The 24,805-nt window shown below is 67.0% G+C and carries 23 protein-coding genes; 12 read left to right on the forward strand and 11 right to left on the reverse strand.

Annotated features, from left to right (window positions below; translation table 11 throughout):
• Nucleotides 1-110: 110 nt before the first annotated feature.
• The gene (locus IM25_RS03630) at nt 111-644 is read right to left on the reverse strand and encodes a hypothetical protein (protein WP_033096337.1); all 534 of its coding nucleotides are present in this window, start codon (nt 642-644) and stop codon (nt 111-113) included.
• 116 nt (nt 645-760) lie between these two features.
• Here IM25_RS03630 and IM25_RS03635 point away from each other — a divergent pair, with 116 nt between their 5' ends.
• The 4 genes from IM25_RS03635 (at nt 761) to IM25_RS03650 (ending at nt 4,354) form a co-directional block, all read left to right on the forward strand.
• Nucleotides 761-1,963 (forward strand): sensor histidine kinase, encoded by a 1,203-nt coding sequence (locus tag IM25_RS03635; RefSeq protein WP_065995756.1) that lies wholly within the window; start codon nt 761-763, stop codon nt 1,961-1,963.
• Nucleotides 1,960-2,616 (forward strand): response regulator, encoded by a 657-nt coding sequence (locus IM25_RS03640; RefSeq protein WP_065995757.1) that lies wholly within the window; start codon nt 1,960-1,962, stop codon nt 2,614-2,616. Before IM25_RS03635 ends, IM25_RS03640 begins: the two co-directional genes overlap by 4 nt.
• Nucleotides 2,617-2,669: 53 nt before the next feature.
• Entirely contained in the window at nt 2,670-3,281 is a 612-nt protein-coding gene (locus IM25_RS03645; protein WP_033096340.1) for a DUF1707 SHOCT-like domain-containing protein, read from the forward strand.
• Nucleotides 3,282-3,430: 149 nt separating this feature from the next.
• A complete protein-coding gene (locus IM25_RS03650) occupies nt 3,431-4,354 on the forward strand; it encodes a PaaI family thioesterase (protein WP_033096341.1) in 924 nt (307 codons plus the stop codon).
• A gap of 242 nt (nt 4,355-4,596) precedes the next feature.
• Here IM25_RS03650 and IM25_RS03655 read toward each other — a convergent pair whose 3' ends face one another.
• A complete protein-coding gene (locus tag IM25_RS03655) occupies nt 4,597-5,802 on the reverse strand; it encodes a serine hydrolase domain-containing protein (protein WP_065995758.1) in 1,206 nt (401 codons plus the stop codon).
• A 112-nt stretch (nt 5,803-5,914) separates the two neighbouring features.
• Here IM25_RS03655 and IM25_RS03660 point away from each other — a divergent pair, with 112 nt between their 5' ends.
• Nucleotides 5,915-7,885: a M13 family metallopeptidase gene (locus IM25_RS03660; RefSeq protein WP_033096342.1), complete on the forward strand. Its 1,971-nt coding sequence runs from the start codon at nt 5,915-5,917 to the stop codon at nt 7,883-7,885.
• Between the two features lie 84 nt (nt 7,886-7,969).
• Here the strand turns inward: IM25_RS03660 and IM25_RS03665 are convergent, their stop codons facing one another.
• Together IM25_RS03665 and IM25_RS03670 are read right to left on the reverse strand one after the other, a co-directional pair.
• Nucleotides 7,970-8,692 carry a M23 family metallopeptidase gene (locus tag IM25_RS03665; protein WP_033096343.1) on the reverse strand — a complete coding sequence of 241 codons (723 nt, stop codon included), beginning with the start codon at nt 8,690-8,692 and terminating at the stop codon, nt 7,970-7,972.
• Between the two features lie 360 nt (nt 8,693-9,052).
• Entirely contained in the window at nt 9,053-10,387 is a 1,335-nt protein-coding gene (locus tag IM25_RS03670; protein WP_033096344.1) for a cytochrome P450, read from the reverse strand.
• A gap of 733 nt (nt 10,388-11,120) precedes the next feature.
• Between IM25_RS03670 and IM25_RS03675 the strand changes: the two genes are divergently transcribed.
• The 3 genes from IM25_RS03675 to IM25_RS03685 all read left to right on the forward strand — a co-directional run bounded on the left by IM25_RS03675 (nt 11,121) and on the right by IM25_RS03685 (nt 13,650).
• Nucleotides 11,121-12,413, forward strand: coding sequence for a cytochrome P450 (locus tag IM25_RS03675; protein ID WP_065995759.1), 1,293 nt, complete (start codon nt 11,121-11,123; stop codon nt 12,411-12,413).
• Nucleotides 12,410-12,598: a ferredoxin gene (locus IM25_RS03680; protein ID WP_006553751.1), complete on the forward strand. Its 189-nt coding sequence runs from the start codon at nt 12,410-12,412 to the stop codon at nt 12,596-12,598. Before IM25_RS03675 ends, IM25_RS03680 begins: the two co-directional genes overlap by 4 nt.
• A gap of 401 nt (nt 12,599-12,999) precedes the next feature.
• Complete coding sequence (locus IM25_RS03685) at nt 13,000-13,650, forward strand: TetR/AcrR family transcriptional regulator (protein ID WP_019290814.1); 651 nt, start codon at nt 13,000-13,002, stop codon at nt 13,648-13,650.
• Between the two features lie 28 nt (nt 13,651-13,678).
• On the opposite strand, the gene IM25_RS03690 is transcribed toward IM25_RS03685, so the two are convergent.
• Entirely contained in the window at nt 13,679-15,097 is a 1,419-nt protein-coding gene (locus tag IM25_RS03690; RefSeq protein WP_065995760.1) for an apiosidase-like domain-containing protein, read from the reverse strand.
• Between the two features lie 125 nt (nt 15,098-15,222).
• Entirely contained in the window at nt 15,223-16,104 is an 882-nt protein-coding gene (locus IM25_RS03695) for a DMT family transporter (protein WP_033096346.1), read from the reverse strand.
• Nucleotides 16,105-16,141: 37 nt separating this feature from the next.
• Between IM25_RS03695 and IM25_RS03700 the strand changes: the two genes are divergently transcribed.
• Nucleotides 16,142-17,545: an aminotransferase-like domain-containing protein gene (locus IM25_RS03700; protein ID WP_065995761.1), complete on the forward strand. Its 1,404-nt coding sequence runs from the start codon at nt 16,142-16,144 to the stop codon at nt 17,543-17,545.
• Between the two features lie 13 nt (nt 17,546-17,558).
• On the opposite strand, the gene IM25_RS03705 is transcribed toward IM25_RS03700, so the two are convergent.
• The 3 genes from IM25_RS03705 to fgd are packed head-to-tail and all read right to left on the reverse strand — an operon-like array spanning nt 17,559 to nt 20,539.
• Nucleotides 17,559-17,858, reverse strand: a complete 300-nt coding sequence (locus IM25_RS03705) for a WhiB family transcriptional regulator (RefSeq protein ID WP_006553755.1) — start codon at nt 17,856-17,858, stop codon at nt 17,559-17,561.
• 3 nt (nt 17,859-17,861) lie between these two features.
• Nucleotides 17,862-19,514, reverse strand: a complete 1,653-nt coding sequence (gene pgi / locus IM25_RS03710; RefSeq protein WP_065995762.1) for a glucose-6-phosphate isomerase — start codon at nt 19,512-19,514, stop codon at nt 17,862-17,864.
• 20 nt (nt 19,515-19,534) lie between these two features.
• A complete protein-coding gene (fgd, locus tag IM25_RS03715) occupies nt 19,535-20,539 on the reverse strand; it encodes a glucose-6-phosphate dehydrogenase (coenzyme-F420) (RefSeq protein WP_065995763.1) in 1,005 nt (334 codons plus the stop codon).
• Between the two features lie 206 nt (nt 20,540-20,745).
• On the opposite strand from fgd, the gene IM25_RS03720 reads away from it, so the two are divergent.
• The 3 genes from IM25_RS03720 to IM25_RS03730 are packed head-to-tail and all read left to right on the forward strand — an operon-like array spanning nt 20,746 to nt 22,371.
• Entirely contained in the window at nt 20,746-21,507 is a 762-nt protein-coding gene (locus IM25_RS03720; protein ID WP_024102122.1) for a DeoR/GlpR family DNA-binding transcription regulator, read from the forward strand.
• Nucleotides 21,508-21,537: 30 nt separating this feature from the next.
• Nucleotides 21,538-21,879, forward strand: a complete 342-nt coding sequence (locus IM25_RS03725; RefSeq protein WP_033098409.1) for an ArsR/SmtB family transcription factor — start codon at nt 21,538-21,540, stop codon at nt 21,877-21,879.
• A gap of 3 nt (nt 21,880-21,882) precedes the next feature.
• Nucleotides 21,883-22,371 (forward strand): SRPBCC family protein, encoded by a 489-nt coding sequence (locus IM25_RS03730; protein WP_033098410.1) that lies wholly within the window; start codon nt 21,883-21,885, stop codon nt 22,369-22,371.
• Here the strand turns inward: IM25_RS03730 and IM25_RS03735 are convergent.
• Complete coding sequence (locus IM25_RS03735; RefSeq protein WP_065995764.1) at nt 22,337-23,449, reverse strand: ABC transporter ATP-binding protein; 1,113 nt, start codon at nt 23,447-23,449, stop codon at nt 22,337-22,339. The genes IM25_RS03730 and IM25_RS03735 overlap by 35 nt on opposite strands.
• An 11-nt stretch (nt 23,450-23,460) precedes the next feature.
• Nucleotides 23,461-24,795: an ABC transporter substrate-binding protein gene (locus IM25_RS03740; protein ID WP_084294954.1), complete on the reverse strand. Its 1,335-nt coding sequence runs from the start codon at nt 24,793-24,795 to the stop codon at nt 23,461-23,463.
• Nucleotides 24,796-24,805 lie beyond the last annotated feature (10 nt).

A 24,805-nucleotide genomic window follows, 5' to 3' on the forward strand; every position in this document is an offset into this window, starting at 1 on the left:
CTGTGGTCGGCCCGTCCTGTGCGGGACGCGGTGCGGGTGTCACCGATACAGACCGGCCGCCCCGTGAGAACTCATCGCGCACCCCGAGATTTCTCGGCGCGGTGTGGTCGTCACTGCTTGCCGAGCACCCAGACCGGGCCCGTGATCAGCCAGATCACCGTGATCGTGGCGAGGGTGGGGAAGATTCCGTACAGCGCCGAGGCCTGTTCGCCGTTCGCGACGGTCGACCCGAGCCCGAGCACGGCTGCCGCACTGATCCCGGCCGCGAGCAGCCATCGCCCGAAGTCCACACATTCCTTGCGGAAGGCCTCCGGGCCCTCCTTCGGAGCGCGTTCCGGTTTCGGACCACCCGCGAGGTGATAGGCGAACCGCCGGTCGGCCCACCGGACGACGCTCGGCCCGAAGGCGACACTCGCACCGAGATAGATACCCGCGGCGCGGTGGACCCAGCCGACCTCCGCCCCGTTGTGCAGATCCACCGCGACGGCCGCGAGCAGAACGACGTCGATCAGCGGGATCAGGGCGAGCAGCACCGTGCCCGTCCTCCGGAGCCGGAGCAGATACCGGCACACGAGGCCGACCGCGAGGACGACCCAGAACGCGATCTCGCACCCGACGATGAAGGACGCGATGTGGCTGGACATGACCCCAGAATCGCGCGCACACACCCTCGCGCGCGTCGCCCGATGGGCGGCAGATGCCTCATCACTTCGGGTGACGCCGACCCTGATCCTCCCCCGGTTGTGGTCGAATCGTTGCCGTGGACAACCGTGAATCCGAGATTCGAGTGGGATTCGTGAACCCGCGCTACAACTCCCTGCTCGTCGCCCTCGCGTACTTCGCGGGTGGCGCGCTGTTGTACGCCCTGGATCTCGGTGTGCTCGTCGAGGACCGGCCGCCGCAGCCGCTGTGGGTGTGGCTGGGTCTGCTCGCGTGCGTGTGTGCACCGATGACGATGCGCCGCACGCGACCGCTTCTCGCACTCCTGCTGGGCACGGTTCCGGTACTGGTCGACCTCGTCGTCGGCCCTTCGCTGCCGGTCTGGATCGCATACGGCGACCTGCTGTACACCGCAACGCTCTTCGGCTCGGCGCGCACCAGCCGCTTCCTCGAACGCGCCCCGTTGGTCCCGATCGTCGTCGGCGCCGTCGCGCTCGGTGTGTACTTCGGAGAACTGCGCATCGCCGTATGGGCCGTGTCGATCGCCGCGCTCGTGATCGTCGTCCCGATCTGGTGGGCCCGATCCGTCCGCACACATCGGGACGCCGCCGAGATCGAACGGGCACGCGCCGAGGCTCTCTCGCGGGTCGCGGAACTGGACCGTCGCGCCGCCATCACCACCGAGCGGCAGCGTCTGGCCCGCGACCTGCACGATGTCGTGGCTGGGCACCTGTCGTCGATCGCGATCCAGAGCGAGGCCGCGCTCCGCCTCCGCGATTCCGATCCCGACCGAGCGCTGACCGTGCTCGAGTCCGTGCGCTCCGGCAGCGTGGCCGCCCTGCAGGAGATGCAGTCGATGGTGCGTCTGCTGCGCAGCGACGACACCGACGAGATCACCACCGCGGGTCGCCTCGCCGACCTCGAACCGCTCACCGCCTCCGCACGCGCCGCCGGCACCTCCGTCCGGATCGACGGTCGTCCACCCGCAGACCTCGACGCGGAGGTCGATCTCACGGCCTACCGCATCGTCCAGGAGACCCTGACGAACGCGGTCAAGCATGCACCCGGACGGCCGGTGACCCTTCGTTTCGACGACGCCGACGGCCGCCTCGGGATCGAGGTGGTGAACCCGATCGGCGACCCGGACACCCCGGACCCGTCACCGGCCCGCGGCGCCGGGCACGGCCTGCGCAACATCGCCGAACGCGCCGCCGCGGTGGGCGGGCACGCCCGCTCCGGTCGCGACGGGAACGAATGGAGGACATACGTGCAACTGCCGATCGCGAACAGGAGTACGACGTGACGATCAGGGTGTTGCTCGCCGACGACCACAGCGCCATCCGCGCGGGCCTGCGGCTCCTGCTCCACACGAGCGAGGACATCGAGGTGGTGGGCGAAGCCGCCGACGGTGCCGTCGCGGTGTCGCAGACGCGCGCCCTCGCCCCGGATGTCGTCCTCATGGACATCCGCATGCCGCACGTCGACGGGATCGCCGCGACCCGCACCATCACCGAGGAGACGAGTGCCCGGGTGCTGGTGCTGACGAGTTTCGAGATCGACGAGTACGTCTTCGAGAGTCTTCGGGCCGGAGCGGCCGGATACCTCCTCAAGACCGCCTCCGCGGATGCCATGCTCGACGCGATCCGGGCGGTGCACTCCGGGGAGTCCGTGCTCTCACCGCAGATCACGCGAACCGTCATCGACGCGTTCGTCTCGAAATCGACTCGGCGGGAGGATGTTCCGGACGGTCCGGATATCGACGCCCTCACCGCACGCGAACAGGAGGTCTTCGCGTGCCTGGGCGAGGGATTGTCCAACCGCCAGATCGCCCCCCGCCTCGGCATCGGTGAGAACACGGCGAAGACACACGTCGCCCGGGTGCTCCACAAACTCGGGCTGCAATCGCGGATCCAGGCGGCCATCCTCGCCCGGGACATGCCCGACCATCAGCTCTAGGATCGGGGATGCACCAGGATTCGACAACCGACTCCGAAAGCGCGGGAAAAACAATGACCGGCACTTCCGATCACGACGACCTGCTGCTCAGCGACGCCGAACGCATGCACGCGTTGAACGCACTCGGCGAACACTACGCCGCGGGCCGGCTCGACAGCGCCGAGTTCTACGAACGATCCGGAGAGATATCTTCGGCGCGAACGTTTTCGGCGTTGCTCCCCTCCTTCCGGGGGCTACCCGGCGGTGTTCCCCTCGAACAGGTCGACGGTCACATCCGGATGATCCACGACTCCTCCGCGCCGGCGGTCAGCCACGACAGCTCCTCTGCGACGGCACCCCAGTCCCCGGAGGACGAACTGGCCTCGCTCCGCGAACGGGGCAGCATGGTCGAGACGCTGGACTGGATCATCATCGGCGTCACGCTCGTGACCTTCCTCGTCCTGCAGATCGCTCTCGACTGGAGCTACGCGTGGATCGTGTGGCCGTCGCTGATCGTCACGCTCAGCGTTCCGCGGTTGATCCTGAAGTACAGCGACGACGACGAGAAGGTCTACGAAGAGCTCAAGAAGTCGGAGGCCGCCGAACGGAAGAAGCGGCTCGAGGAGGCGTCGAAGCGGATCCGGGAACTCGAGGGTCGTCGCGGTCCGGAGACGCCACGGAGCTGAAGCGACCGACAGTCACGGGGGTGAAGCGACCGACAGTCACGGAGCTGAGCCGAGGGGTGACCGCAGAGCGGGGTCGACCGGTGATCGCGGACCGGGACGAACCACTCCCCGATTGCTCTTTATTGCGCTGTTCCTGGTAGAAGCAAGGAATGGCAATCGAGACCGCACAGTTCACCGTCGATCGTCCGGGTCGTTTCATGGGCGTCGGCATCGAGGTCGCCGACGACGCGTCGGTCTCGGTCACCCAGTCCGTCGGATCGCACCTGTTCGACCACCGCGGGCAGACCACGCTCGCCTCCATCGGCGTCTTCACCGACGTCGCCGCGGGCGCACCCGCCGGTATCGCGCGATTCGCGGAGACCGGTGAGCGACCGCAGAGCGTGCTGTCGCACGTGACGGCGACGCTCGCCCACTCCTTCCCCGCCTCGGGGGCCCTCGTCGGTCACGGCAGCAGCCTGTTCTTCGACGAGTCCACCGCCGTGTCGGGCACCGACGTGCGCGACGAGCAGGGTGCTCTCGTCGCGCACCTGGTCGGCCGCTCCATCGTCGTCGGGCGCACGCCGATGGAACTCGGCGCCGAGGCGTCGGAGGCCGTGCCGGAGCGGGACGAGCCGGAACCGTGGTCCGATGTGGCGATCCTGGCCGAACTGCCCGGCCTCGACATCGTCACGGGCATCTCCACCGGGACTCTTCCGCGCGGACCGCTCGCCGGGCTGCTCGGACTCGAGGTGACAGCCGCCGAGCGCGGCGTCGTGCAGGCCCGGCTGTCGCCGCGCGAGTGGATGGCCAACGTGATCGGTTCGGTGCAGGGCGGTGTGCTCGTGTCGATGGCGGAGGCCGTCACCGGCCTGGCCGCACAGACGCTGACCGGCATCGATCAGGACTATCGCGTGCTGGAGATCGGCCTCGACTACCTCCGCTCGCCCGCCGTCCCCGGGCCGGTCATCGAACTGCGATCCGAAGCGGTGCGGGCCGGACGGCGACTCGCGTCCTTCGAGACGACGCTGTGCGCCGCCGACGGCACCGTCTACGTGCGCGCACATGCCAACGTCCAGCTGTTCCCCCGCGCGTAACGGATTCGCAGGAATCTCCCAGCTCTCTCGCACCGTGCCTCGAGCGTCCGGACGCACGATGGTCGGAACGAGGACGCACGGAGGAGAGATCATGAACGAGGACGGTCGAGCCGTACACCGAGCACAGCGGCCGCGACACTCGCAACGACACCGACTCGATCCACGACCCGACGGGGACGACGGTCACCGCACGTGAGGGTGACCGGGTCCTCGCCGCGGTCAACGTGGGTGTCGACGTCTGATCACGCTGCTCTGCGCGCGGCCGTCCCCGCCGCGGCGCCGAGCCTCGGGAACCGGCCGTCGGAGATCGTGGTGAAGGTGTTGCCCATGCGGTTGGTGACGAACGCGACCGACAGTCCGGTCTCCGGGTCGGCGAACGCTCCCGAGCCGCCGAAGCCGTAGTGGCCGACCGACCGCAGCGGCTGCTGCCTCAGGGCGACCCATCCGGGGTGGTAACCCAGCCGCCAGTTGGGCCGGATGCCGAGGACGTAGTCGCGTCGCCGGGTCTGCACTTCGAGCAACTGGCCGACGGTGTCCTCCTTCAACAGGCGGGCACCGTCGATCGCTCCGCCGTTCGCGATCGCCGCGTACATGCGGGCCAGGGCCCGAGCGGTGAACACACCGTTCCATCCCGGCATGACGGCGTCGTGCGCGGACGGACTGCGCATCAACTCGTCGAAGCCCTCCGCCATGCCTGCCTCGGCGAGACCCCGCACGCCCGGCGCGTGCGACAGCACCGCCGACGCCGTCGTCCACGGTGCCGGCAGGAAGTTGACCTTGGGGAACACCCGGGCGATGCGGTGCCGTTGGTCCTCGGGCACGTGGTACCAGAACTCGTCCGTGCCGAGCGGCTCGGCGATCTCGGTGCGCACGAGTTCCTGGAAGGACACCCCGGTCACGCGCGATGCGATCTCGGCGACGAGGTTGCCGTAGGTGACGGCGTGATAACCCGGCCCGTGGAAACGTCGTGGATCGGGTGGGGAGGCGGCGAGCGCGGCGGCCACCGCCTCTGAATCGAGCAGTCCTTCCCTGCCGGGCACGAGACCGCGGGACCTGTGCAGTCCGGCGCGATGCGACATGAGCTGTCGCAGGGTGATCGTCTCCTTGCCGGCCGCGGCGAACTCCGGCCAGTACTCGGCCACGGCTGCGTCGTAGTCGAGCAGGCCACGCTCGGCGAGGCGGTGCACCACCGTGCTGGCCACCCCCTTGCCGGTGGAGAACGACAGCACCACGGTGTCGCGGGTCCACCGCTTGTCGCGCGCGGCCCAGCCCGCCCAGATGTCGAGGACGGGTTCGCCGTGGAGATAGCAGGCGAGAGCGCCGCCGCCCTGGCTCGGCTTGTAGAACATCCGGAAGAACAGATCCGCGACAGGCATGAAGCGCGGATCGACCAGCATCTGTGTGGACGGGGTCGCCACGGGCGGCTCCGTCGTGGAACCTTCGGTCATGAGGGCGATGGTAGGAGTATGTAAACGCTCCCGAGGGTGTTCTCCCACTTCCGCGGCGGTCCGGTCCGCAGGGTGACTGCACGACCTGTCCTTCCGGTGTAAGGATGGGAGCATGACCCTCGCGCAGAACTCGGAGATTCGCTCCGGCATCGATCTCGGACACGTCGACGAACGGGTCCGCCCCCAGGACGACCTCTTCGAACACGTGAACGGCCGATGGCTCGCCGAACACGAGATCCCCGCCGACCGCGCGCTCGACGGAGCCTTCCGCACGCTCGCCGACAAGGCCGAGGTCGACGTGCGGACCATCATCGAAGAGGCCGCGGCGTCCGGCGCCGAGCCGGGCACCGACGCCCAGAAGATCGGCGACCTGTACACCTCGTTCATGGACACCGCGACGATCGAGGCAGCCGGTCTCGATCCGATCCGCGGGGAACTCCGGGCGGTCTCCGGCGCTGCCGACCGCGCCGCGCTCGCGGCAGTACTGGGCGGGTTGCAGCGCGCCGGCGTGACGGGTGCGCTCGCGCACTACGTCGACACCGATTCGAAGAACTCCGAGCGGTACCTGATGCACGTTTCGCAGGGCGGGCTCGGGCTGCCCGACGAGTCGTACTACCGCGAGGACCGCTACGCCGAGATCCGTGACCAGTACACCGCCCACATCGGCCGGATGTTCGCCCTCGCCGACCTGCCCTACGACGCGGCGAAGGTGGTCGCGCTCGAGACGAGGCTGGCCGCTGGGCACTGGGACGTCGTCAAGCGTCGCGACGCCGACCTGAGTTACAACCTGCTCACCCTCGACTCGCTGCGCACCGATCTTCCGCAGTTCGACTGGACGGGATGGATCACCGCGACCGGCGCGACCACCGAACAGTGGGCCGAGATCGTCGTTCGTCAGCCGAGCTTCCTCGAGACGTTCGCGACGTTGTGGGCCGACGAGGACCTCGACGACTGGAAGGCCTGGGCGGTGTGGCGGGTGCTGCGCGCGCGGGCTCCGTACCTGTCCGAGGCGTTCGTCGACGAGAACTTCGCGTTCTACGGCCGCACGCTCACCGGTACGCAGGAGATCCGCGACCGCTGGAAGCGCGGCGTGTCGCTCGTGCAGGACCTGCTCGGCGAGGCCGTCGGCAAGCTCTACGTCGAACGGCACTTCCCCGCCGAGGCGAAGACGCGCATGCAGGTGCTCGTCGACAATCTCACCGAGGCGTACCGGCAGTCCATCACCGACCTCGAATGGATGAGCCCGGCCACGCGCGAGGCCGCGCTGCGCAAGCTCGAGAAGTTCACCCCCAAGGTCGGCTATCCCGACACCTGGCGCGACTACTCCGCTGTGACGATCACCCCGGACGACGTGGTGGGCAACTACCGCAGCGGGTACGCCGCGGAATACGACCGCGATCTCGGCAAGCTCGGTGGTCCGGTCGATCGCGGCGAGTGGTTCATGACCCCGCAGACGGTCAACGCCTACTACAACCCGGGGATGAACGAGATCGTCTTCCCCGCCGCGATTCTCCAGCCCCCGTTCTTCGACCTGCATGCCGACGACGCCGCGAACTACGGCGGTATCGGCGCGGTCATCGGGCACGAGATCGGCCACGGATTCGACGATCAGGGCGCGAAGTACGACGGCGACGGCAATCTGGAGAACTGGTGGACCGATTCGGACCGCGAGGAGTTCGGTAAACGCACCGCTGCCCTCATCGCGCAGTACGACGAGTTCGAGCCGAAGGCCCTTCCCGGACAGCGTGTCAACGGCAGCTTCACGATCGGCGAGAACATCGGTGATCTCGGCGGCCTGTCGATCGCGTTGAAGGCCTACGAGATCGCGCTCGACGGCAAGCCCGCGCCGGTCATCGACGGCCTGACCGGCCTGCAGCGCGTGTTCTTCGGATGGGCGCAGGTGTGGCGTACGAAGGTTCGCGACGAGGAGGCGTCACGACGCCTCGCCGTCGACCCGCACTCGCCGCCGGAGTTCCGCTGCAACGGCGTGATCCGCAACATCGACGCTTTCTACGACGCGTTCGGCGTCGACGAGGGCGACAGGCTGTATCTCGATCCTTCGGAGCGCGTGCGCATCTGGTAACTCCACGCACGACACTGCCCCGACGCGGACAGCGTCGGGGCAGTGGTCGTTTCGGGGGCCGTTCTCGGGCTGTCGCCTACCGGATCAGCCGAGGTGCGAGCTCGGCACCGGAACGCCGCGCGCGTGGAACCACGGGATGGGGTCGACCTTGGCGCCGCCCGGCTGCCACACCTCGTAGTGCAGGTGCGGGCCGGTGGACTGGCCGCGGTTGCCCATCGTGGCGATCTGCTCACCGGCGCGGACGTGCTGGCCGACCGAGACGAGGGACTGATCGATGTGGCCGTAGACACCGGTCGTGCCGTCGTCCTGCGCGATGCGCACCCACAGGCCGAAGCCCGAGGCCGGACCGGATTCGATCACGACGCCGTCGGTGACGGAGACGATGGGCGTGCCGATCGAGTTGGCGACGTCGATACCGTTGTGGTTGGTCCCCCAGCGCGGACCGTAGCCCGAGGTCAGCGTTCCTGCAGCGGGGAAGGCGAGCGCGGGGCGACGCGCGGCCTCCTCACGAGCGGCCTGCTCGGCGGCCTCGCGGGCGATCCGCTCGGCCTCGGCACGCTGTGCTGCCTCCTGGGCAGCGATCGCCTCGGCGACACGCTGTGCTTCCCTCTCGGCGGCGCGGTTCAGCTTCTCGGTGTAGTGGGATGCGTCCACATCGGCGACCTTCAGCACCTGCGGTGCGGTCGAGAGGTTCTCCCCGGCGCCCGTCCATGCGGTGGCGGACTCGACGCGGACCCGGTCGCCTGCGGCGTTCGCGACCGTCGTTCCGCCGACGGTGACGGCGCTCGCGAGGACCGCGACTGCCATCCACCTGCCGGCGCGGGTTGCGCGCCGTCGCAGATCGGTGGCTTCTCGGGTGTGGGTGGATTCAGGATTTCGGATCACAGCAGTTTCCTCTGGGACAGGCCCTCGGTAACGAAAGGGTCACGATTCCATCACAGAGTACTTCGACCTTTGACGAACTCAGCGTGTCGCCTTGACTCCAAACCGACCGGTATCGGACAAAAAGCGCCCGATTTTCCCTACTCGATTCACATCGACACCATCGACCTCACGCGTTGGTCGCAAAACCGGGGTGAACCGTGAGTGACGTCACGCCATCGGATAACGGGGAAACGATCTCCGAGGGGGTATCGACGCGGTATTGCGGCCCCAGCCGAGAGAGCCCTACCGCACCGCGAAACGCAGACCGAAATTGTCGAACGTCGCGGGCAGCGGACGCGCCGGATCCGGCTTCATATCCGACACCACGGTGAACTCGGCGGACCGGAGCAGAGTCGCAAGGAAGGTGCTCGCCGCGAACAGCACGATGCTGCGCCCGGGGCACACCGTCGGTCCGGCGCTGAACGGCACGAGCGCGGGATAGCGCTCGGCGCGGCCGTCGAGCCAGATCTCGGGTTCGAAGGTGTCGGCGAACGGCAGGTCGTCGGAGCGGTGGAAGGCCGAGGACAGGATCACGAAGCCCGTACCGGCGGGAATCGTGGAGGTACCACCCGCACCGTCGCTCCACGTGGTCTCTTCCACGGAGTCCCGGAGGATCACCGGAGTGGTCGGCCACAGCCGGGTCGTGTCCAGCACGCAGGCCCGCAGGTACTCGTAGACCTGCGGTGTCCCGGCTTCGGTTCCTGACAATTCCGACTCGACGCGCAGACGCTGCTCGGAATGGGTCGACAACACCGCCAGGGTTCGGGCGCTGACCATGCCTGCGGCGTCGAACGCGAACAACCAGTGCGGCATCTGCCCGATCGGGTCGACGGACGCCGGCGCTGCGAGGTCCCGGACCACCCCGGCCAGACTCTGGGACGGAGCCGCCGTGACATGACGGTGCAGGTTCTGGGTGAACCGATCGCGCAGGCGGTGCCGGAGCGGATGCGCGAACGACCAGTTCCCGTTCGAGCGCAGCGTCCACAACTGGTCGGTGATGCTCTCGTCGTCGCGGGCGGCGTCGCCGAACGCGAGTCGCCGAACGAGGCGCCACCAGGTCTTCACGAAATCAGGAGCGTCGAGTTCACCGCGCGACCTCGCATGCTCGAGCAGATCCTGCGCCTCCTGCTCGATCACGGGAACCCATTCGGCCGCGAGACGGTGCAGGGCGTGTTCCGGTTCGAGGACCGACTCGTTGAACGCGCGTCGCTGGGCGCGGATGTTCCCTCGGGAGATGAGCACACCGTTGGGCTGGAACGGGCTGAGTGCGGCCACCTTCTCCTTGTTGGCCGCAGTGAACGATGCCGTGTCGGTGCGCAGGATCCGGTCCACATCCTCGGGCGTCAGGACGATCGCGAGGGTGCGGCCGGGGATCGGCACGACCACCGGTCCGTCACCGTGCCGCTTCCGTAGATCGGCGACCAGGCGGACCACGCCGGCATCGGATTGGTTCTTCTCGAGCAGCTTCATCGCCCAACGCCGACGAGCGATCGGTCCCACCGCCACGAACGGCACGGCCACCTGCCCGAGGAGCCGAGCGGCGTCGGTAGGCGAAACGGTCGCGGTCGTTGCAGGCACAGGTGCTCCCGGCGTCGGAGGGGCAGGACTTGTGAAGGCTTCCCGTCGGGAGCACATCCAAACGTCCGTCCGGACCCGCAGAGGGAGATCACCGCAACCCCGGAACGAGCAGGCTTGCACGGTCCGCGGACAGAAGCACGCCTTCGGACGGCATGCAACTGTCTTCAAGGCGCGCAAACGGTCGGCGCTGCAGTGACAACTACCCGTCCCGATTTCCCCTGCGCCCTATTTTCCGCGCGCCTGCTTGCCGCGAGAGCACCTTGTCGGCCGCTTCCCAGTGCGCATCGAACAGATCGCCACGACCGTCGGAAAACCCTGCGACGGTGTGGAAGTGAGCATCGCCGACGACAGCGAGGTGCTAATCCGCGGATACAACGTGATGCAAAGGTCGTCGCGTCGCTCTTCCTCCCGTCGACTCCACCGACCCACCGTCGGCGTGAAGTCACCCATCGGACATTCCGACGATGAACACATCCCGTGCCCGTACCCGAACTTTCCGAGGCTCGAGTACGGGCATGTTGTCGCTTCTGCGGCTACACACATTTCAAGATCGAACACAGCACATCGATCGTCGTCACGTTATCCATCACAAGTCCGAAATGCACGAAAGATCCTCTCGCGCCCAACTTTCGAACCCGTGGTTGGATGTGCGGTCGAGATACGGACTCGAGCGCGCGACGCCGCGTGGCGAAGCCGAACTCCATCACAGCCACCGCCTGCCCCGGGAGGAACCATGACCGACATCGAGACGAAGAACTTCTTCACCGATCCGGAACTCGTCGAGGACCCGTACCCCTACTACGACGCCCTGCGCGAGGGATGCCCGGTCACGCGCGAACCCCACCACAACGTCATGATGGTCACCGGCTACGAAGAGGCGATCCAGGTCCTGAGCGACGAGCAGACCTTCTCGTCGTGTATCTCGGTGACCGGTCCGTTCTCCGGCCTTCCGGCCTGCCCCGAGAGCGACGACATCACCGACTTCATCGAGGAGCACCGCCCCTCGCTGCCGATGAACGACCAGCTCCCCACCATGGATCCCCCGCAGCACACCGACCATCGCGGCCTGCTGATGCGGCTCATCACGCCCAAGCGCCTCAAGGAGAACGAGGCCTTCATCGAGCGCATCGCCGACCGCCTCCTCGACGATCTGCTCGCCCGAGGCGAGGGCGACTACATCACCGGCTTCGCCGCTCCGTTCGCGATGCTCGTCATCGCCGACCTGCTGGGCGTGCCGGAGAGTGACCATCAAGAATTCATCGAGGGCCTGAAGATCCAAGTGGAGAAAGGCTTCTCGCTCGGCAGCACCGAGGGTGAGACGCTGAAGCTCAACCCGCTCGAGTTCCTGTACAAGAAGTTCGGCCAGTACATCGAGGACCGCCGCGCGAACCCCACCGACGACGTGCTGACGGGCCTCGCCACCGCAACCTTCCCCGACGGCACCCTGCCGCCCGTCGACGACGTCCTGCGTATCGCCGCGAACGTGTTCTCCGCCGGCCAGGAGACCACCGTGCGTCTGCTGAGTTCCGCGTTGCGGATCATCGCCGAGCAGCCCGAACTCCAGAAGACCCTGCGCAGCGAGCCCGATCGCATCCCGAACTTCATCGAAGAGACGCTGCGTTTCGAGAGCCCGATCAAGGGCGACTTCCGGCTCGCGAAGACCCCCACCACCGTCGGCGGGGGCGACGTCTCGGCCGGCACGATCATGATGCTGGTCAACGGCGCCGCCAACCGCGACCCGCGCCAGTTCTCCGACCCGAGCGAGTTCGACATCGATCGCCGCAACGCACGCACCCACATCGCGTTCGGTCGCGGCGTGCACTCGTGTCCTGGCGCCCCGCTCGCCCGAACCGAAGGACGCGTGGGCATCGCGCGCCTGCTCGAGCGCACCAGCGAGATCCGGATCTCCGAGAAAGTGCACGGCCCCGAGGACGACCGAAAGTTCGGTTACCTGCCGACCTTCATCCTGCGCGGCCTGCTCGCCCTGCACCTCGAGTACACGCCGGCGGAAGGTGAGTCGAAGTGAAGGTCGTCGTCGACGACGACGCCTGCCGCGGACACGGCGTCTGCCTCGCGGCCTGCCCGGAGGTCTTCGACCTGAGCGACGGCGGATACGCCGTCACCCTGATGTCCGAGGTCCCGGCCGAACACCAGGACTCCGTGCGGGAGGCCGCAGGGGGTTGCCCCGAAAGGGCGATCCGGCTCGACTGAGATCAGAGCGCGCCGTTCTTCGACGGGTCCGGCGTCCGGCCTTCCATTCTCCAGCAGAGAATCCACCTCCCGAGCCTCTTGCGGGGAATGACCCGTCTACGGGGGCCGGGTGCGCTCCGATCCCCGCGTTGGTTGTCAGGATGTCTCACGGCCATCCTGACAACCAGCGAATTGCCGCAGCGGATGGCGAGAACGGCAGCGGATTACGTCCCGGGTGCGCATTCCGACTTGCCTCTTTCCGGCCCCCAATCAGCCGTATCGGGATGAGAACAAGGTTTCTTTTTCTGATAGCAACAGTCTCGAGTCGGGACGGAAAGCGGAAGGACGGCCCCGCGTTGCCTCCCTACCCTCCGGTACAGTGTCCCCATGTCCACTCCACGCGACACAGGGCGATCCGGGCAGTGACGGGCGCCAGCGAAGAGCCGGCCTGGAAGCAGCGCGCGGTGGAGCGTTCCATCCGGACCGCGAAGCTGCGCGCCGAGCAGCGCGTTCAGCGCTTTCTCGATGCCGCACAGGCGATCATCGCGGAAAAGGGCAGCACCGACTTCACGGTTCAGGAAGTTGTCGACCGGTCGAAGCAGTCGCTTCGCAGCTTCTACCTACAATTCGACGGTAAGCACGAGCTGTTGCTGGCACTCTTCGAGGATGCTCTGAGCCGCTCTGCCGATCAGATCCGTGCCGCTGCCGCCGACGAGAAGGATCCTCTCGATCAGCTGCGCGTCGCAGTGGAACTGCTGTTCGAGTCGTCCCGACCCGATCCGGCGGCCCCGCGGCCCCTGTTCACCGACCTCGCGCCGCAGCTGGTGCTCACCCATCCTGCCGAGGTGAAGGTCGCACACGCACCGATGCTCACGCTGTTCACGGAGCTGATGGAGAAGGTCGATGCCGAGGGCAGCCTTCGCGAGGGAACGAATGCGAAGCGAATGGCCGCCATGACAATGCAGACCGTGATGTCCATTGCCCAGTCGAGCGGTGGCGACGACACCACGACCCTTCTCATCTCGGCCGACGAGGTATGGAGTTTCTGCTCGCAGGGATTCGCCGCCCGCTGACGAGAGCAGCATTCTCGAACAGCAAAGTTCATCCCTCTCGCTCGGTGATCACGAGAAGCCAATCCCCGTCTCCATCCGTGTTCGGCCCCGGTATAGGGATGTCGCCGTTCTCGTCGGAAGTCGCCGGCTGCCGAGGCCCGGTCGCGTCGGCGGGGGCGACCCACTCGAGGGTCGCCTCCTCCGGTACCAACGCAGGATCGAGCCGGATCGTGCGCTGCGTCGGAAGGTAGACGACGGCGAGTGAACCGTCGGGTGTCCGGGCAGCGGTGACGTACTCGTCGTCGAGAACGTCGATCATCTCGTCACTCGTCCACGGGGTGCCGCGACCTGCGACGACGAGCGGTTCGTCGATATCCGGCACGAGCTCCCACCACGGCCACGACTGCCACAGTTCACGTATCGCTCGCAGCTGTGCGACAGCGGGAGTATCCAGACGGGTTTCCCACCCGTCCGGGAACTCCCAGTCGTCGGAACCCCGGAACTCGCCGGGCGAACCGGAGGTCAGTGCCCACAACGCCTGACGTCGGAGTGTCTCGTCGGTGGTCGGTGCCGTGTCCTCCTGGTTGTTCTCACCTTCGTAGTTGCCCTCCGAGAACAGTGCGGGTCGCGGGTCGCGGGTTCCGTCGGCACGCTCGTAGGCCTGCAGGACGGCCTGATAGGTGGGCGCGTAGGTGTAGACGAAGTTCCAGTCCACGACCGGTTCCCAGAACGGGTGATCCGTGGACAGCAGCTTGTCCCACCCCAGTTGGATCGTGAACGGTGCGTCGGAGCCGGCATCACGGATCCCGTCGAGCATCGCGTGCAGCACGAGATCCGACTCGGCACCGGCCGCGAGATCCTCCGCCTCCGGTGAGTAGTCCCCGCCGGTCATCCAGACGATGTTCGGGAATTCCGCGTACCGCTGCGCGAACCGCCGTCCGTACTCGAAGGCCTGTTCCGGCGTGGTCGACGCGAAGACGTGGGTGAGGTTCCACCCGTCCATCGGATACAGGAATACCGTGTTCCCGTGGCGGCACGCGATCCGGAGGTAGTCGTCGACACGCGACCAGTACACCTCGTTCCACTGCGTGATGTCGCCGTCGACGAACGGTTCGATGCCGTCGAAGGTGGCGCCTTCGTAGCTCGGGCCGCCGTTCACCGGCACGACGATCGCCGACATGATCGAGGCATTGAACCCGTTGATCTCGCGGTCGGTGAAATACAACTCGGCCTGCTCGGGCGACCAGTCGGCCATCCCCGACCACGGCGAGTCGCCGCGGACGAGGACGGGATCACCGTATTGATCCTCGAAATGGCGGCCATCGGCGCCGACGGACGAGACGAAGCGGTGGTCGGCGGCATCGCAGTCCGCTTCGACCGCCGGGACGTTCGTCCGCTGTTCCTGCTCTCCCGCGTTCGAACAGGCCGCGACCAGCAGCAACACCATCACAAGGACTGCCTGTTTCATCGTCACCCCACCGCGCCCGTGGTACGTCCAGGCTACGGAGGAGATCGTGGCTCCGAGCGAAAACACGGAACCCGTCGTCGGCGACAACCCGCGCTGGGGACTTCTTCCTCGACAAGGACCGACGTTCAATTCCGACGGACGCGGACGGCGGTGCCGGCGCACAGCACGACGACGGCACCGCCCGCAAACACTGCCCATGTCAATGGTTCTCCCAGCAGCCAGGCGGCCCAGCCGACCGTCATGATCGGCTGGGTCAGTTGCACCTGCCCGACCCGAGCCATCGGCCCGATGGCCAGACCTCGGTACCACGCGAAGAACCCGAGGAACATGCTGACGATGCCGAGGTACGCGAACGACGCCCAGTGCGTCACCCCACCCTGCGGCGGTCCGTCGGCGAGCGAGACCAGGGTGAGTGTCACCATCAACGGTGACCCCAGCACCAGTGCCCACGAGATCGTCTGCCACGCACCGATCTCCCGCGCCAGCAGCCCGCCTTCTGCGTAACCGACGGCGGCAGCGACCACCGCGCCGAGCAACAGCAGATCGGCTCGACCGAATCCCGCGGCACCTCCGCCACGCAGGCCCGCGAAGGCCATGACGGCGACCGTCCCCGCACCCGCCGCGACCCAGAACGGGGTGGGCGGCCGTTCGTGGGCCCGCAACACCGCGACCACCGCGGTCGCAGCCGGAAGGATCGCGATGACGATCGCGCTGTGGTTCGCCGGTGCCATGGTCAGGGCGTACGAGGTGAGCATGGGGAATCCGATCACCACCCCACCTGTGACGACGGCGATCCTGCGCCACTGATGCCTGTTCGGGAGTCGTTGCCCCGTGAGCGCGAGCGCCAGAGCGGCGAGAACCGCCGCGACGACCGCGCGGCCGGCGGCGACGAACAGCGGTGACATCGCCCCGTTCTCGACGGCGATGCGGGTGAGCGGCACGGTCAGGGAGAAGCCTGCGACGCCGAGCAGACCCCAGGCGAGCCCGCGAGGATCGGACGATAGCACTGGCCTGCCGGACACGATAGCGCTACTCTTCAATCTCATGTCGAACAGTAGCAGTTCCCAGCTCGTCGCGGAACTGACCCGGTGGATCGCCACCGCAGCACCCGGCGCCCGGTTGCCGTCGACGAGATCGCTCGTCGCGCAGTACGGCGTCAGCCCCGTCACGGTGCAGAAAGCATTGAAGACACTCCAGACCCGGGGTCTCGTGGAGAGTCGCACCGGTGTGGGAACCTTCGTCCGCCGGATCCGCACGTCGAACACGATCGATCACAGCTGGCAGACGGAAGCGCTCGGAACGGCTCCCTCGTTGCCTCGCGCCTCCGCCGCCCTGCGCACCGTGTCCAACGATGTGGTCTCACTCCACTCCGGCTATCCCGACCGCACGCTGCTTCCCGAACGCCTTGTCCGCGGAGCATATTCACGCGCAGCCCGCAGCGACGCCGCCGTAGGACGGACACCTGCTGCAGGACTTCCCGAACTGCAGGAGTGGTTCGCCGCGGAGCTGTCGGAAGCGACGAACGCGCGCACGGCCCCGCCGTCCGCGGGCGACGTGATCATCACCCCCGGCAGTCAGAGCGGGCTCGGGTCGATCTTCCGCGCACTCGTCGGCGCCGGTAATCCCCTCATCGTGGAGTCACCGACCTATTGGGGTGCAATTCTCGCGGCCACGAAGGCCGGCGTGCAGCTCGTACCGGTTTCCAGCGGACCCAACGGGCCCGATCCCGACGAATTGGCCCGCGCCTTCGATCGGACCCGGGCCCGCGCCTTCTACGCACAACCGAACTTCGCGAATCCCACCGGGGCGCAATGGCCGTCGTCGACCGGCGAGCGGGTCCTCGACGTCGTGCGCGATGCGGGAGCGTTCGTCATCGAGGACGACTGGGCCCACGACTTCGGGATCTCGGCCCCGTCCGTTCCGCTGTTCGCCCGCGACGATTCGGGCCACGTCGTCTATGTCCGCTCCCTGACCAAGAGTGTCGCGCCGTCGGTGCGGGTCGCGGCGATCGTCGCGCGTGGACCGGCTCCCGAACGCATCCTCGCCGACGTGCAGGCCGAATCCGTCTATGTGAGCGGCGTTCTCCAGACGGTCGCGCTCGACGTCGTCACCCAGCCGGCATGGCAGACCCATCTGCGGGCGGTGCGGCGCGAGCTCGAATCGCGCCGCAACCTTCTCGTGAGCGAACTTCGTGAGCTCGCACCGGATGTGGCTGTCGACGGGCTACCGTCCGGTGGGCTCAACCTGTGGGGCAGGCTCCCGGACGACGTCGACGCCGAGGCCGTCGCGCACGAGTGCGAGGCCGCCGGGGTGCTCGTCGCGGCAGGTGACGAGTGGTTCCCGGCGGAGCCCACCGGTCAGTACCTCCGGCTCAACTACGCAGGACCGAATCCGGCGGCCTTCCGGGAGGCCGCGCGGGTCATCGGGAAAGTCGTCTCCGGCGGGTGAGGGCGAGCGGACGTCACCGGCTCGTGCGGCGCCGGCGGGCCTTCCTCACCCGGGTGCGTTCGTCCTCTGTGAGCCCACCCCAGATCCCGTAGCGTTCACCGGAATCGAGGGCGTACTGCAGGCACTTCTCCCGCACCGGACAACGAGCGCAGACCTTCTTGGCCGAAGCCATCCGGTTCTCCCTCGCGTCGCCCCGCTCGTTGTCCGGGTGGAAGAACAACGATCCGTCTGCGTCGCGACAAGCCGCGTCCATCTGCCAATCCCATTCCTCGGTAACGGGAGGCGGCAGATAGAGCAACTTCAGCGCGGGCATGTCCTACCTCCCTCCGTTGCGCAGGGTGCGGTAGACCTCGATCAGGTGGTCGGTGGACGCGTCGCCGGTGTCGGGGATCTCGTCGCCGGCGAGCACCGTCTGCAGGGCGGTGGCCTGGGTCTTGCCGAGTTCGACGCCCCACTGGTCGAACGAGTCGATCCCCCACACGACGCCTTGGACGAAGGTCTGATGTTCGTAGAAGGCGATGATCTGCCCGACCACCGACGGGGTCAGTTCCGGGGCGAGGATCGTCGTCGACGGCCGATCCCCGGGCATCACCTTGTGCGCCACCAACGCCTCGTCGACGCCGTCGGCGCGGACCTCGTCGGCATCACGCCCGAAGGCCAACACTTTGGCCTGGGCGAACATGTTCGCCAGCAACAACACCTGCATGCTGGTCCGCCCGTCGCGGGCCGGCAGGTCGTCGCCGCTACGGGCCAGGCCGAGAAAGTCGACGGGGACGATCTCGGTGCCCTGGTGCAGCAACTGGAAGAAGGCGTGCTGACCGTTGGTACCGGGCTCACCCCAGAACACCTCCCCGGTCGGACACACCACCGGTGTGCCGTCGGCGCGCACGGATTTGCCGTTCGATTCCATGGTCAGCTGCTGCAGATAGGCCGGCAGCCGCGCCAGATCCTGCGCATAGGGCACCACCGCGCGCGACCGATAACCGAGGATGCTCGCATTCCACACCCCGATCACCCCCGCCAGCAACGGTGCGTTCCGGGCCGGGGCGGTGGTGGCGAAGTGGGTGTCGAGGGTGTGCATGCCGGCGAGGAACTCGGCGAACCGCTCGCGTCCGATGGCGCACATCACCGCCAGCCCGATCGCCGAGCCGACCGAATAGCGGCCGCCGACCCAGTCCCAGAACTCGAACATGTTCGCCGGGTCGATGCCGAACTCGACCACCCGCTCGGTGTGCGTCGACACCGCGACGAAATGCTTCGCCACCGCATCTTCACCGAGGGCGTCGACGAGCCAGCGGCGGGCGGCGGTGGCGTTGGAGAGGGTTTCGAGGGTGGAAAACGTCTTCGACGCGACGATGAACACCGTCGTCGCCGGGTCCAGGTCGGCCAGCGCCGCGGTCAGATCGGCGGGGTCGACGTTGGAGACGAACCGCGTCGCCGGCCCGTCGTGAAAACGCCGCAGTGCGCGGGTGACCATCGCCGGGCCGAGATCGGAGCCGCCGATGCCGATGTTGACCACCGTGGTGATCTGCTGCCCGGTGGCGCCGCGCCAGTCGCCGCTGCGGAGGCGGTCGGTGAACTCGCCCATCCGGTCGAGCACGGCGTGGACATCGGCGACGACATCGACCCCGTCGACGATCAACTGCGCATCGCGGGGCAGACGCAGGGCGGTGTGCAGCACCGCCCGATCCTCGGTGACGTTGATGTGCGCACCCGAGAGCATCGCCTCCCGAGCCGCGGCCACACCCGTCTGCTCCGCCAGCTGGAGGAGCAGTTCGAGAGTGCGACCGGTGAGACGTTGTTTGCTGAAGTCGACCACCAGATCCCCGGCGTGCGAGGTCAACGCCTGCGCGCGCTGCGGTTCGATCGCGAACAGCTCCCGCAGGGACACCGCGGCGATCTCGTCGCGATGGGCATCGAGGGCTCGCCAGGCCTCCGTGGTCGTCACATCCTGTGTTTCCGTATCCATCTTTCTGCCAACGCCTTTCGTCACGCCAGTGCGCGCAGGCGCGGGGCGAGGTCGCGCTCGAACAACTCCAGGAACCGCTTCTGATCATGACCCGGCGCATGGAACACCAGATGATTCAACCCCGCATCGACATACGCCCTGACCTGCTCGACCGCCTCGTCCGGATCCGACGCCACGATCCACCGCTTGGCGACCTGCTCGATCGGCAACGCATCCGCCGCCGCCTCCATCTCCATCGGATCATCGATCGAATGCTTCTGCTCCGGCGTGAGCGACAACGGTGCCCAGAAGCGGGTGTTCTCCAACGCCTTGTCCGGATCGGTGTCGTACGAGATCTTGATCTCGATCATTCTGTCGATCTGCGCCACATCCCGCTCCGCCTTCTCCGCCCCCTCGGCGACGGCCGGCAACAGCTTGTCGGTGTAGAGCTCCATGCCCTTGCCGGAGGTGCAGATGAACCCGTCCCCCGCGCGTCCGGCATAGCGGGCCACGACCGGGCCACCGGCGGCGACGTAGACCGGGATGCCGCCTTCGGGCACGTCGTAGATCGACGCCCCCTTGGTGGTGTAGTACTCGCCCTCGAAATCGACCCGGTCTCCGCGCCACAGCTCACGCATCAACCGCACCGATTCGCGCAGCCGGGCGAAGCGTTCCTTGAACTCCGGCCACTGGCCGGCGTAGCCGGTGGCGATCTCATTGAGTGCTTCGCCGGTGCCGACCCCGAGGAAGATCCGTCCCGGATACAGACACCCCATCGTCGCGAAGGCCTGCGCGATCACCGCCGGGTTGTACCGGAACGTCGGCGTGAGCACACTCGTGCCCAGCTGCAACCTTTCGGTGCGCTCCCCCACGGCGGTCATCCACGCCAACGAGAACGGCGCATGCCCACCGTTGTGCCGCCACGGCTGGAAATGATCCGACACCGTCGCCGAATCCATCCCGTGCGCCTCGGCCAACACACCCAACTCGACCAGCTCGCGCGGCCCGAACTGCTCCGCCGACGCCTTGTATCCCAACTTCAGCATTACCGTGCAACCTCCGAACAACGTGGTGCCAGCGAAACGATCACGCACTATCGCGCAAATCCTGCACGAAATCATGCACACTGAGCGCAGACAGTGTCAATATCCACGCAAAGGTGTGTCGCCCGTGCGTTATGGTCGTGCACCGACCCCCGACCACGGCGTCCGAGTACCCAGAAATTCGAGTGCCCAGAGCCCTAGGAGCAATCGTGTCAGCGACCGCACGGCGACGTGAAATCTTCCACCGAATCCTCGCCGACGGATATGTCGATGCGAAGACCCTCTCGGCCGATCTCGGCGTCGACGCGTCCACGATCCGTCGCGACCTCGATTCGCTCGCCCGTGAAGGGAAGGTCGAGCGCACGCACGGGGGCGCCCGAGCGGTCGAGGGCGCGGGCCTCGAGGTGCCGTACGCCCTCAAGAAGGACGTACGCCGTGAGGAGAAGGTGGCGATCGCGGCGGTAGCGGCCGCCATGGTGTCCGACGGCGACAGCGTGGTGCTCGACAGTGGATCCACAACCTACGAGGTAGCGGTCGCACTGCGACACAAGGCGTCACTGACGGTCCTCACCAATGACCTGCGTATCGCGAAATACGTTGCGGCATTTCCCGATGTCCGGCTTCTCGTGTCCGGAGGCGAGCTCCTCGGCTCGGTCTACACCCTGGTCGGCGACCATGCCGTGCAGTTCCTCTCGGACTACTCGGCCGACTGGGCGTTCCTCGGTGCCGACGCCGTGCACCCCACTGCCGGCATCACCAACACCAACACGCTGGAGATCCCGATCAAGCGGGCGATGATCCGGTCGGCCGAGAAGACGATCGTCGTGGCGGATCGTTCGAAGTTCGGAGAGCGCGCGCTCGCCCGGGTCGCGAGCCTCGACGAGGTCTCGTGCATCGTCACCGACGGCGGCTTCGACGAGGAGAAGCGGGCAGCCTACGGCGACCGACTCGTGATCGCTTCGAACTCTTGACATACAATCATTCGGTTGTACATTTGGGATGTGAGCGGAGACGACGAGGACCGGGTCGATGCCCTGTTCCACGCGCTCTCCGACCGGACCCGACGAGACATCATGCGACGCGTCCTGGCCGGGGAGCACTCGGTGTCCGCTCTCGCAGCGAACTACGACATGTCCTTCGCCGCAGTACAGAAACACGTCGCCGTGCTGGAGAAGGCCGGTCTGCTCGTGAAGCGACGCAGCGGTCGCGAGCAGTTGGCCAGTGGTGACGTGGCGGCAGTGCGGTCGGTGGCGTCCATGCTCACCGAGATGGAGCAGCTCTGGCGCGGTCGCATCGCGCGCATCGACGAACTCATCGCATCCGAATCCTCCGAGGAAGGCTGAGAAATGCCTGTAACCGACGTCCGGCACGACTCCGACCAGCCGACCCTGACCATCACCGCGGAGTTCGCCGCCCCGGTGTCCCGCATCTGGCAGGTCTACGCCGATCCCCGTCAGCTGGAGAAGATCTGGGGACCCCCGACCTTCCCCGCGACGGTGGTCGACCACAATCTGAAGCCCGGCACCCGTACCACCTACTTCATGACCGGCCCCGATGGTGAGAAGTACGCCGGCTACTGGGATATCACGACCGTCGACGAACCGACGGGCTTCTCGTTCCTGGACGGCTTCGCGGAGCCGGACTTCACCCCGAAACCGGAACTACCCGTCGCACGGTGCGTCTACAGTTTCGAGGAGTTCGAGGGCGGCACGCGCGCAACCTATGTCAGCACCTACGAGAGCGCCGAAGCGCTCCAGCAGGTTCTGGACATGGGCGTGGTCGAGGGCGCCTCGTCCGCCATCAACCAGATCGACGCATTGGTAGCGGAGCAGTAGCACCGAGCCGAACCCCGGTCCGTGCGGAGAAGAAGTACACCTCGTCGGGTTTCGGGATCACGTGGATCTCGGAACCCGACGAGACGGGCACATGCCGATCCCACCGGACGACGATCCTGTCGGCATCTCCGTCCACGGTGTCCTTCGGCACCGCGTACACGAACGACTCGGCACCGAGTTCCTCGACCAGGACCGTCCGTAGCGACCAGGAGTCGGATCGCCACGCCCCCACGGTCGTCCACGATTCCGGACGGACCCCGATCACCACGCGATCGGAATCCACCGAACGCGGAACGCGGATCCGCAGCGCTCCGAGTTCGGCGTACCCGTCGTGTACAGCTGCCTCGACGAGGTTCATCCCCGGCGACCCCACGAACCCGGCGACGAAGGTGTTCACCGGCTCGTCGTACAACTTCCGAGGCGACGCGACCTGCTGAAGGCGGCCGTTCTCCAGGACGGCGACACGATCTCCCATCGTCATCGCCTCGACCTGGTCGTGGGTCACGTACACGGTGGTGGTGCCGAGCGACCGCTGCAACTCGGCGATCTGCGCGCGGGTGCTGACCCGCAGTTTCGCATCGAGATTCGAAAGCGGCTCGTCCATGCAGAACACTGCCGGGGGACGGACGATCGCGCGCCCCATCGCGACACGCTGACGCTGACCACCCGACAGCTTTCCGGGCTTGCGGTCCAGCAGTGATTCCAGTTCGAGCATCCGGGCGGCTTCGAGCACTCGGGCCGTGCGCTCGTCCTTCTTCATCCCCGCGTTCTGCAGAGCGAAAGCCATGTTCTCCGCCACGGTCATGTTCGGGTAGAGCGCATAGTTCTGGAAAACCATCGCGACGTCACGGGCCTTCGGTGGCAGTCCTGTGACGTCACGACCACCGATCTCCACGCGCCCGGAGTCGACCGCCTCGAGACCGGCGAGCATGCGCAGGCTCGTCGACTTGCCGCATCCCGAGGGCCCGACGAGGACGAGGAATTCCCCGTCCTCGATGTCGAGGTCCAGTCGGTCCACGGCAGGACGATCGGCACCGGGATACCGATGGGTGACGTTGCGGAAGGCGATGGCAGCCAATGGTGTTCCTTCTACTTCAGGTTGGGGGTGATCTGCCTGTCGACGACCGCCTGCAGCTGCTGCTGCACGTCGGCGAAGGTCGTTGCGACGTCGGCGTTCTGCAGTGCGATCCGTTCCAGGCCGGTCCCGATGATCTGATCGCCACCGGGGACGAACACCCGGGCGTAGTCCTGGGAGCGCGTGACGGCCAGCTGGTCGACCGCGGTCCGTGCGTTGGGGTTGTCCTCGAGGTACTCCTTCATGGCGGGGGTGTCCACCGCGGACTTCCGGACCGGCATGTAACCGATGTTCTGTGAGAAGTACGCGGTGTTGTCGCCGTTGGTGACGAACTCGACGAACTTCAGGGCATTGCGCTTGCGTTCGTCGGAGATACCGGACGGAATCGCCAGACCCGCACCACCGGTGGGGCATCCCGCGACGCCTTCGGGAGCCGGCAGGAAGGCCGTCCCGAATTCGAAGGACGCGTTCTGCGTGATACCCGACAGGTCTCCCGTGGACGCGATCGTGGAGGCGATGAGACCGGCGGAGAAGTCGTTCGCGATATCGGTCGTCACCGCGGCGTACTTCTTGTCGTGGATCATGCGCTTCAGGAATTCCCCTGCCGCAATCGTCTTCTCGTCGGTGAACTTCAGGTCCCATCCGTCGGAATAGGCACCACCGAAGGTCCAGATCGGGCCCTCGAAGGTCCATCCGAGGTAATCCTTGGCGTTGCCCCAGCCGTGCGCGAGCCTGCCGTCGCCGACCACCCCCTGGATGCGGGGACCCCACTCGTCGAACTCCTCCCAGGTGTCGGGTCCGCGATCGGGAAGTCCGGCCTGCTGCCACACCTGCTTGTTGTAGTAGAACAGCGGAGTCGACCGCGCGTACGGAAGAGCGAAGTGACTCCCCTCGTAGAGATAGTCCGCGAGCAGGGAATCGACGTAGTCGCCGGTGTCCACTCCCACCTCGCGGAACAGATCGTCGAGCGGGGTGATCGCACCGGTGATCGCATAGTTGAACCACCACACGTCCGACAGCACGACCACGTCGGGCAGGTCGCCGCCGGAGAGCGCGGCGTTGAACTTCTGTGAGACCTCCTCGTAGTTCTTGCCACCGTCGATGAGATCGACCGTGATGCCCGGGTTCGCGTCCTGGAACCGCCGGATCAGCTCCTTCTCCACGTCCTGGGATTTGCCGGGGTGGTTGGACCAGAAGCTGATCCGCGATGCATCGCCGGATAACGATCCCGTTCCCGAAGTCTGGGACGAGCCACCGCCCGTCCCTGCACATGCGGTCAGCGCAGCGCTCGCAGCCACGAGACCGGTCAGCCCGAGGAAACGACGCCTGTCGATGTTCCTGATGTCCATTCCCAGCTCC

It is taken from the genome of Rhodococcus sp. p52 (genome assembly GCF_000763325.2).
Classification (GTDB): Bacteria; Actinomycetota; Actinomycetes; order Mycobacteriales; family Mycobacteriaceae; genus Rhodococcus; species Rhodococcus pyridinivorans.

Coding starts and splice junctions, on each gene's coding strand:
- IM25_RS03630 (WP_033096337.1), bottom strand. CDS start 644: ATGTCCAGCCACATCGCGTCCTTCATCGTCGGGTGCGAGATCGCGTTC.
- IM25_RS03645 (WP_033096340.1), top strand. CDS start 2,670: ATGACCGGCACTTCCGATCACGACGACCTGCTGCTCAGCGACGCCGAA.
- IM25_RS03650 (WP_033096341.1), top strand. CDS start 3,431: ATGGCAATCGAGACCGCACAGTTCACCGTCGATCGTCCGGGTCGTTTC.
- IM25_RS03655 (WP_065995758.1), bottom strand. CDS start 5,802: ATGACCGAAGGTTCCACGACGGAGCCGCCCGTGGCGACCCCGTCCACA.
- IM25_RS03660 (WP_033096342.1), top strand. CDS start 5,915: ATGACCCTCGCGCAGAACTCGGAGATTCGCTCCGGCATCGATCTCGGA.
- IM25_RS03665 (WP_033096343.1), bottom strand. CDS start 8,692: ATGGCAGTCGCGGTCCTCGCGAGCGCCGTCACCGTCGGCGGAACGACG.
- IM25_RS03675 (WP_065995759.1), top strand. CDS start 11,121: ATGACCGACATCGAGACGAAGAACTTCTTCACCGATCCGGAACTCGTC.
- IM25_RS03690 (WP_065995760.1), bottom strand. CDS start 15,097: ATGAAACAGGCAGTCCTTGTGATGGTGTTGCTGCTGGTCGCGGCCTGT.
- IM25_RS03700 (WP_065995761.1), top strand. CDS start 16,142: ATGTCGAACAGTAGCAGTTCCCAGCTCGTCGCGGAACTGACCCGGTGG.
- IM25_RS03705 (WP_006553755.1), bottom strand. CDS start 17,858: ATGCCCGCGCTGAAGTTGCTCTATCTGCCGCCTCCCGTTACCGAGGAA.
- pgi (WP_065995762.1), bottom strand. CDS start 19,514: ATGGATACGGAAACACAGGATGTGACGACCACGGAGGCCTGGCGAGCC.
- fgd (WP_065995763.1), bottom strand. CDS start 20,539: ATGCTGAAGTTGGGATACAAGGCGTCGGCGGAGCAGTTCGGGCCGCGC.
- IM25_RS03730 (WP_033098410.1), top strand. CDS start 21,883: ATGCCTGTAACCGACGTCCGGCACGACTCCGACCAGCCGACCCTGACC.
- IM25_RS03740 (WP_084294954.1), bottom strand. CDS start 24,795: ATGGACATCAGGAACATCGACAGGCGTCGTTTCCTCGGGCTGACCGGT.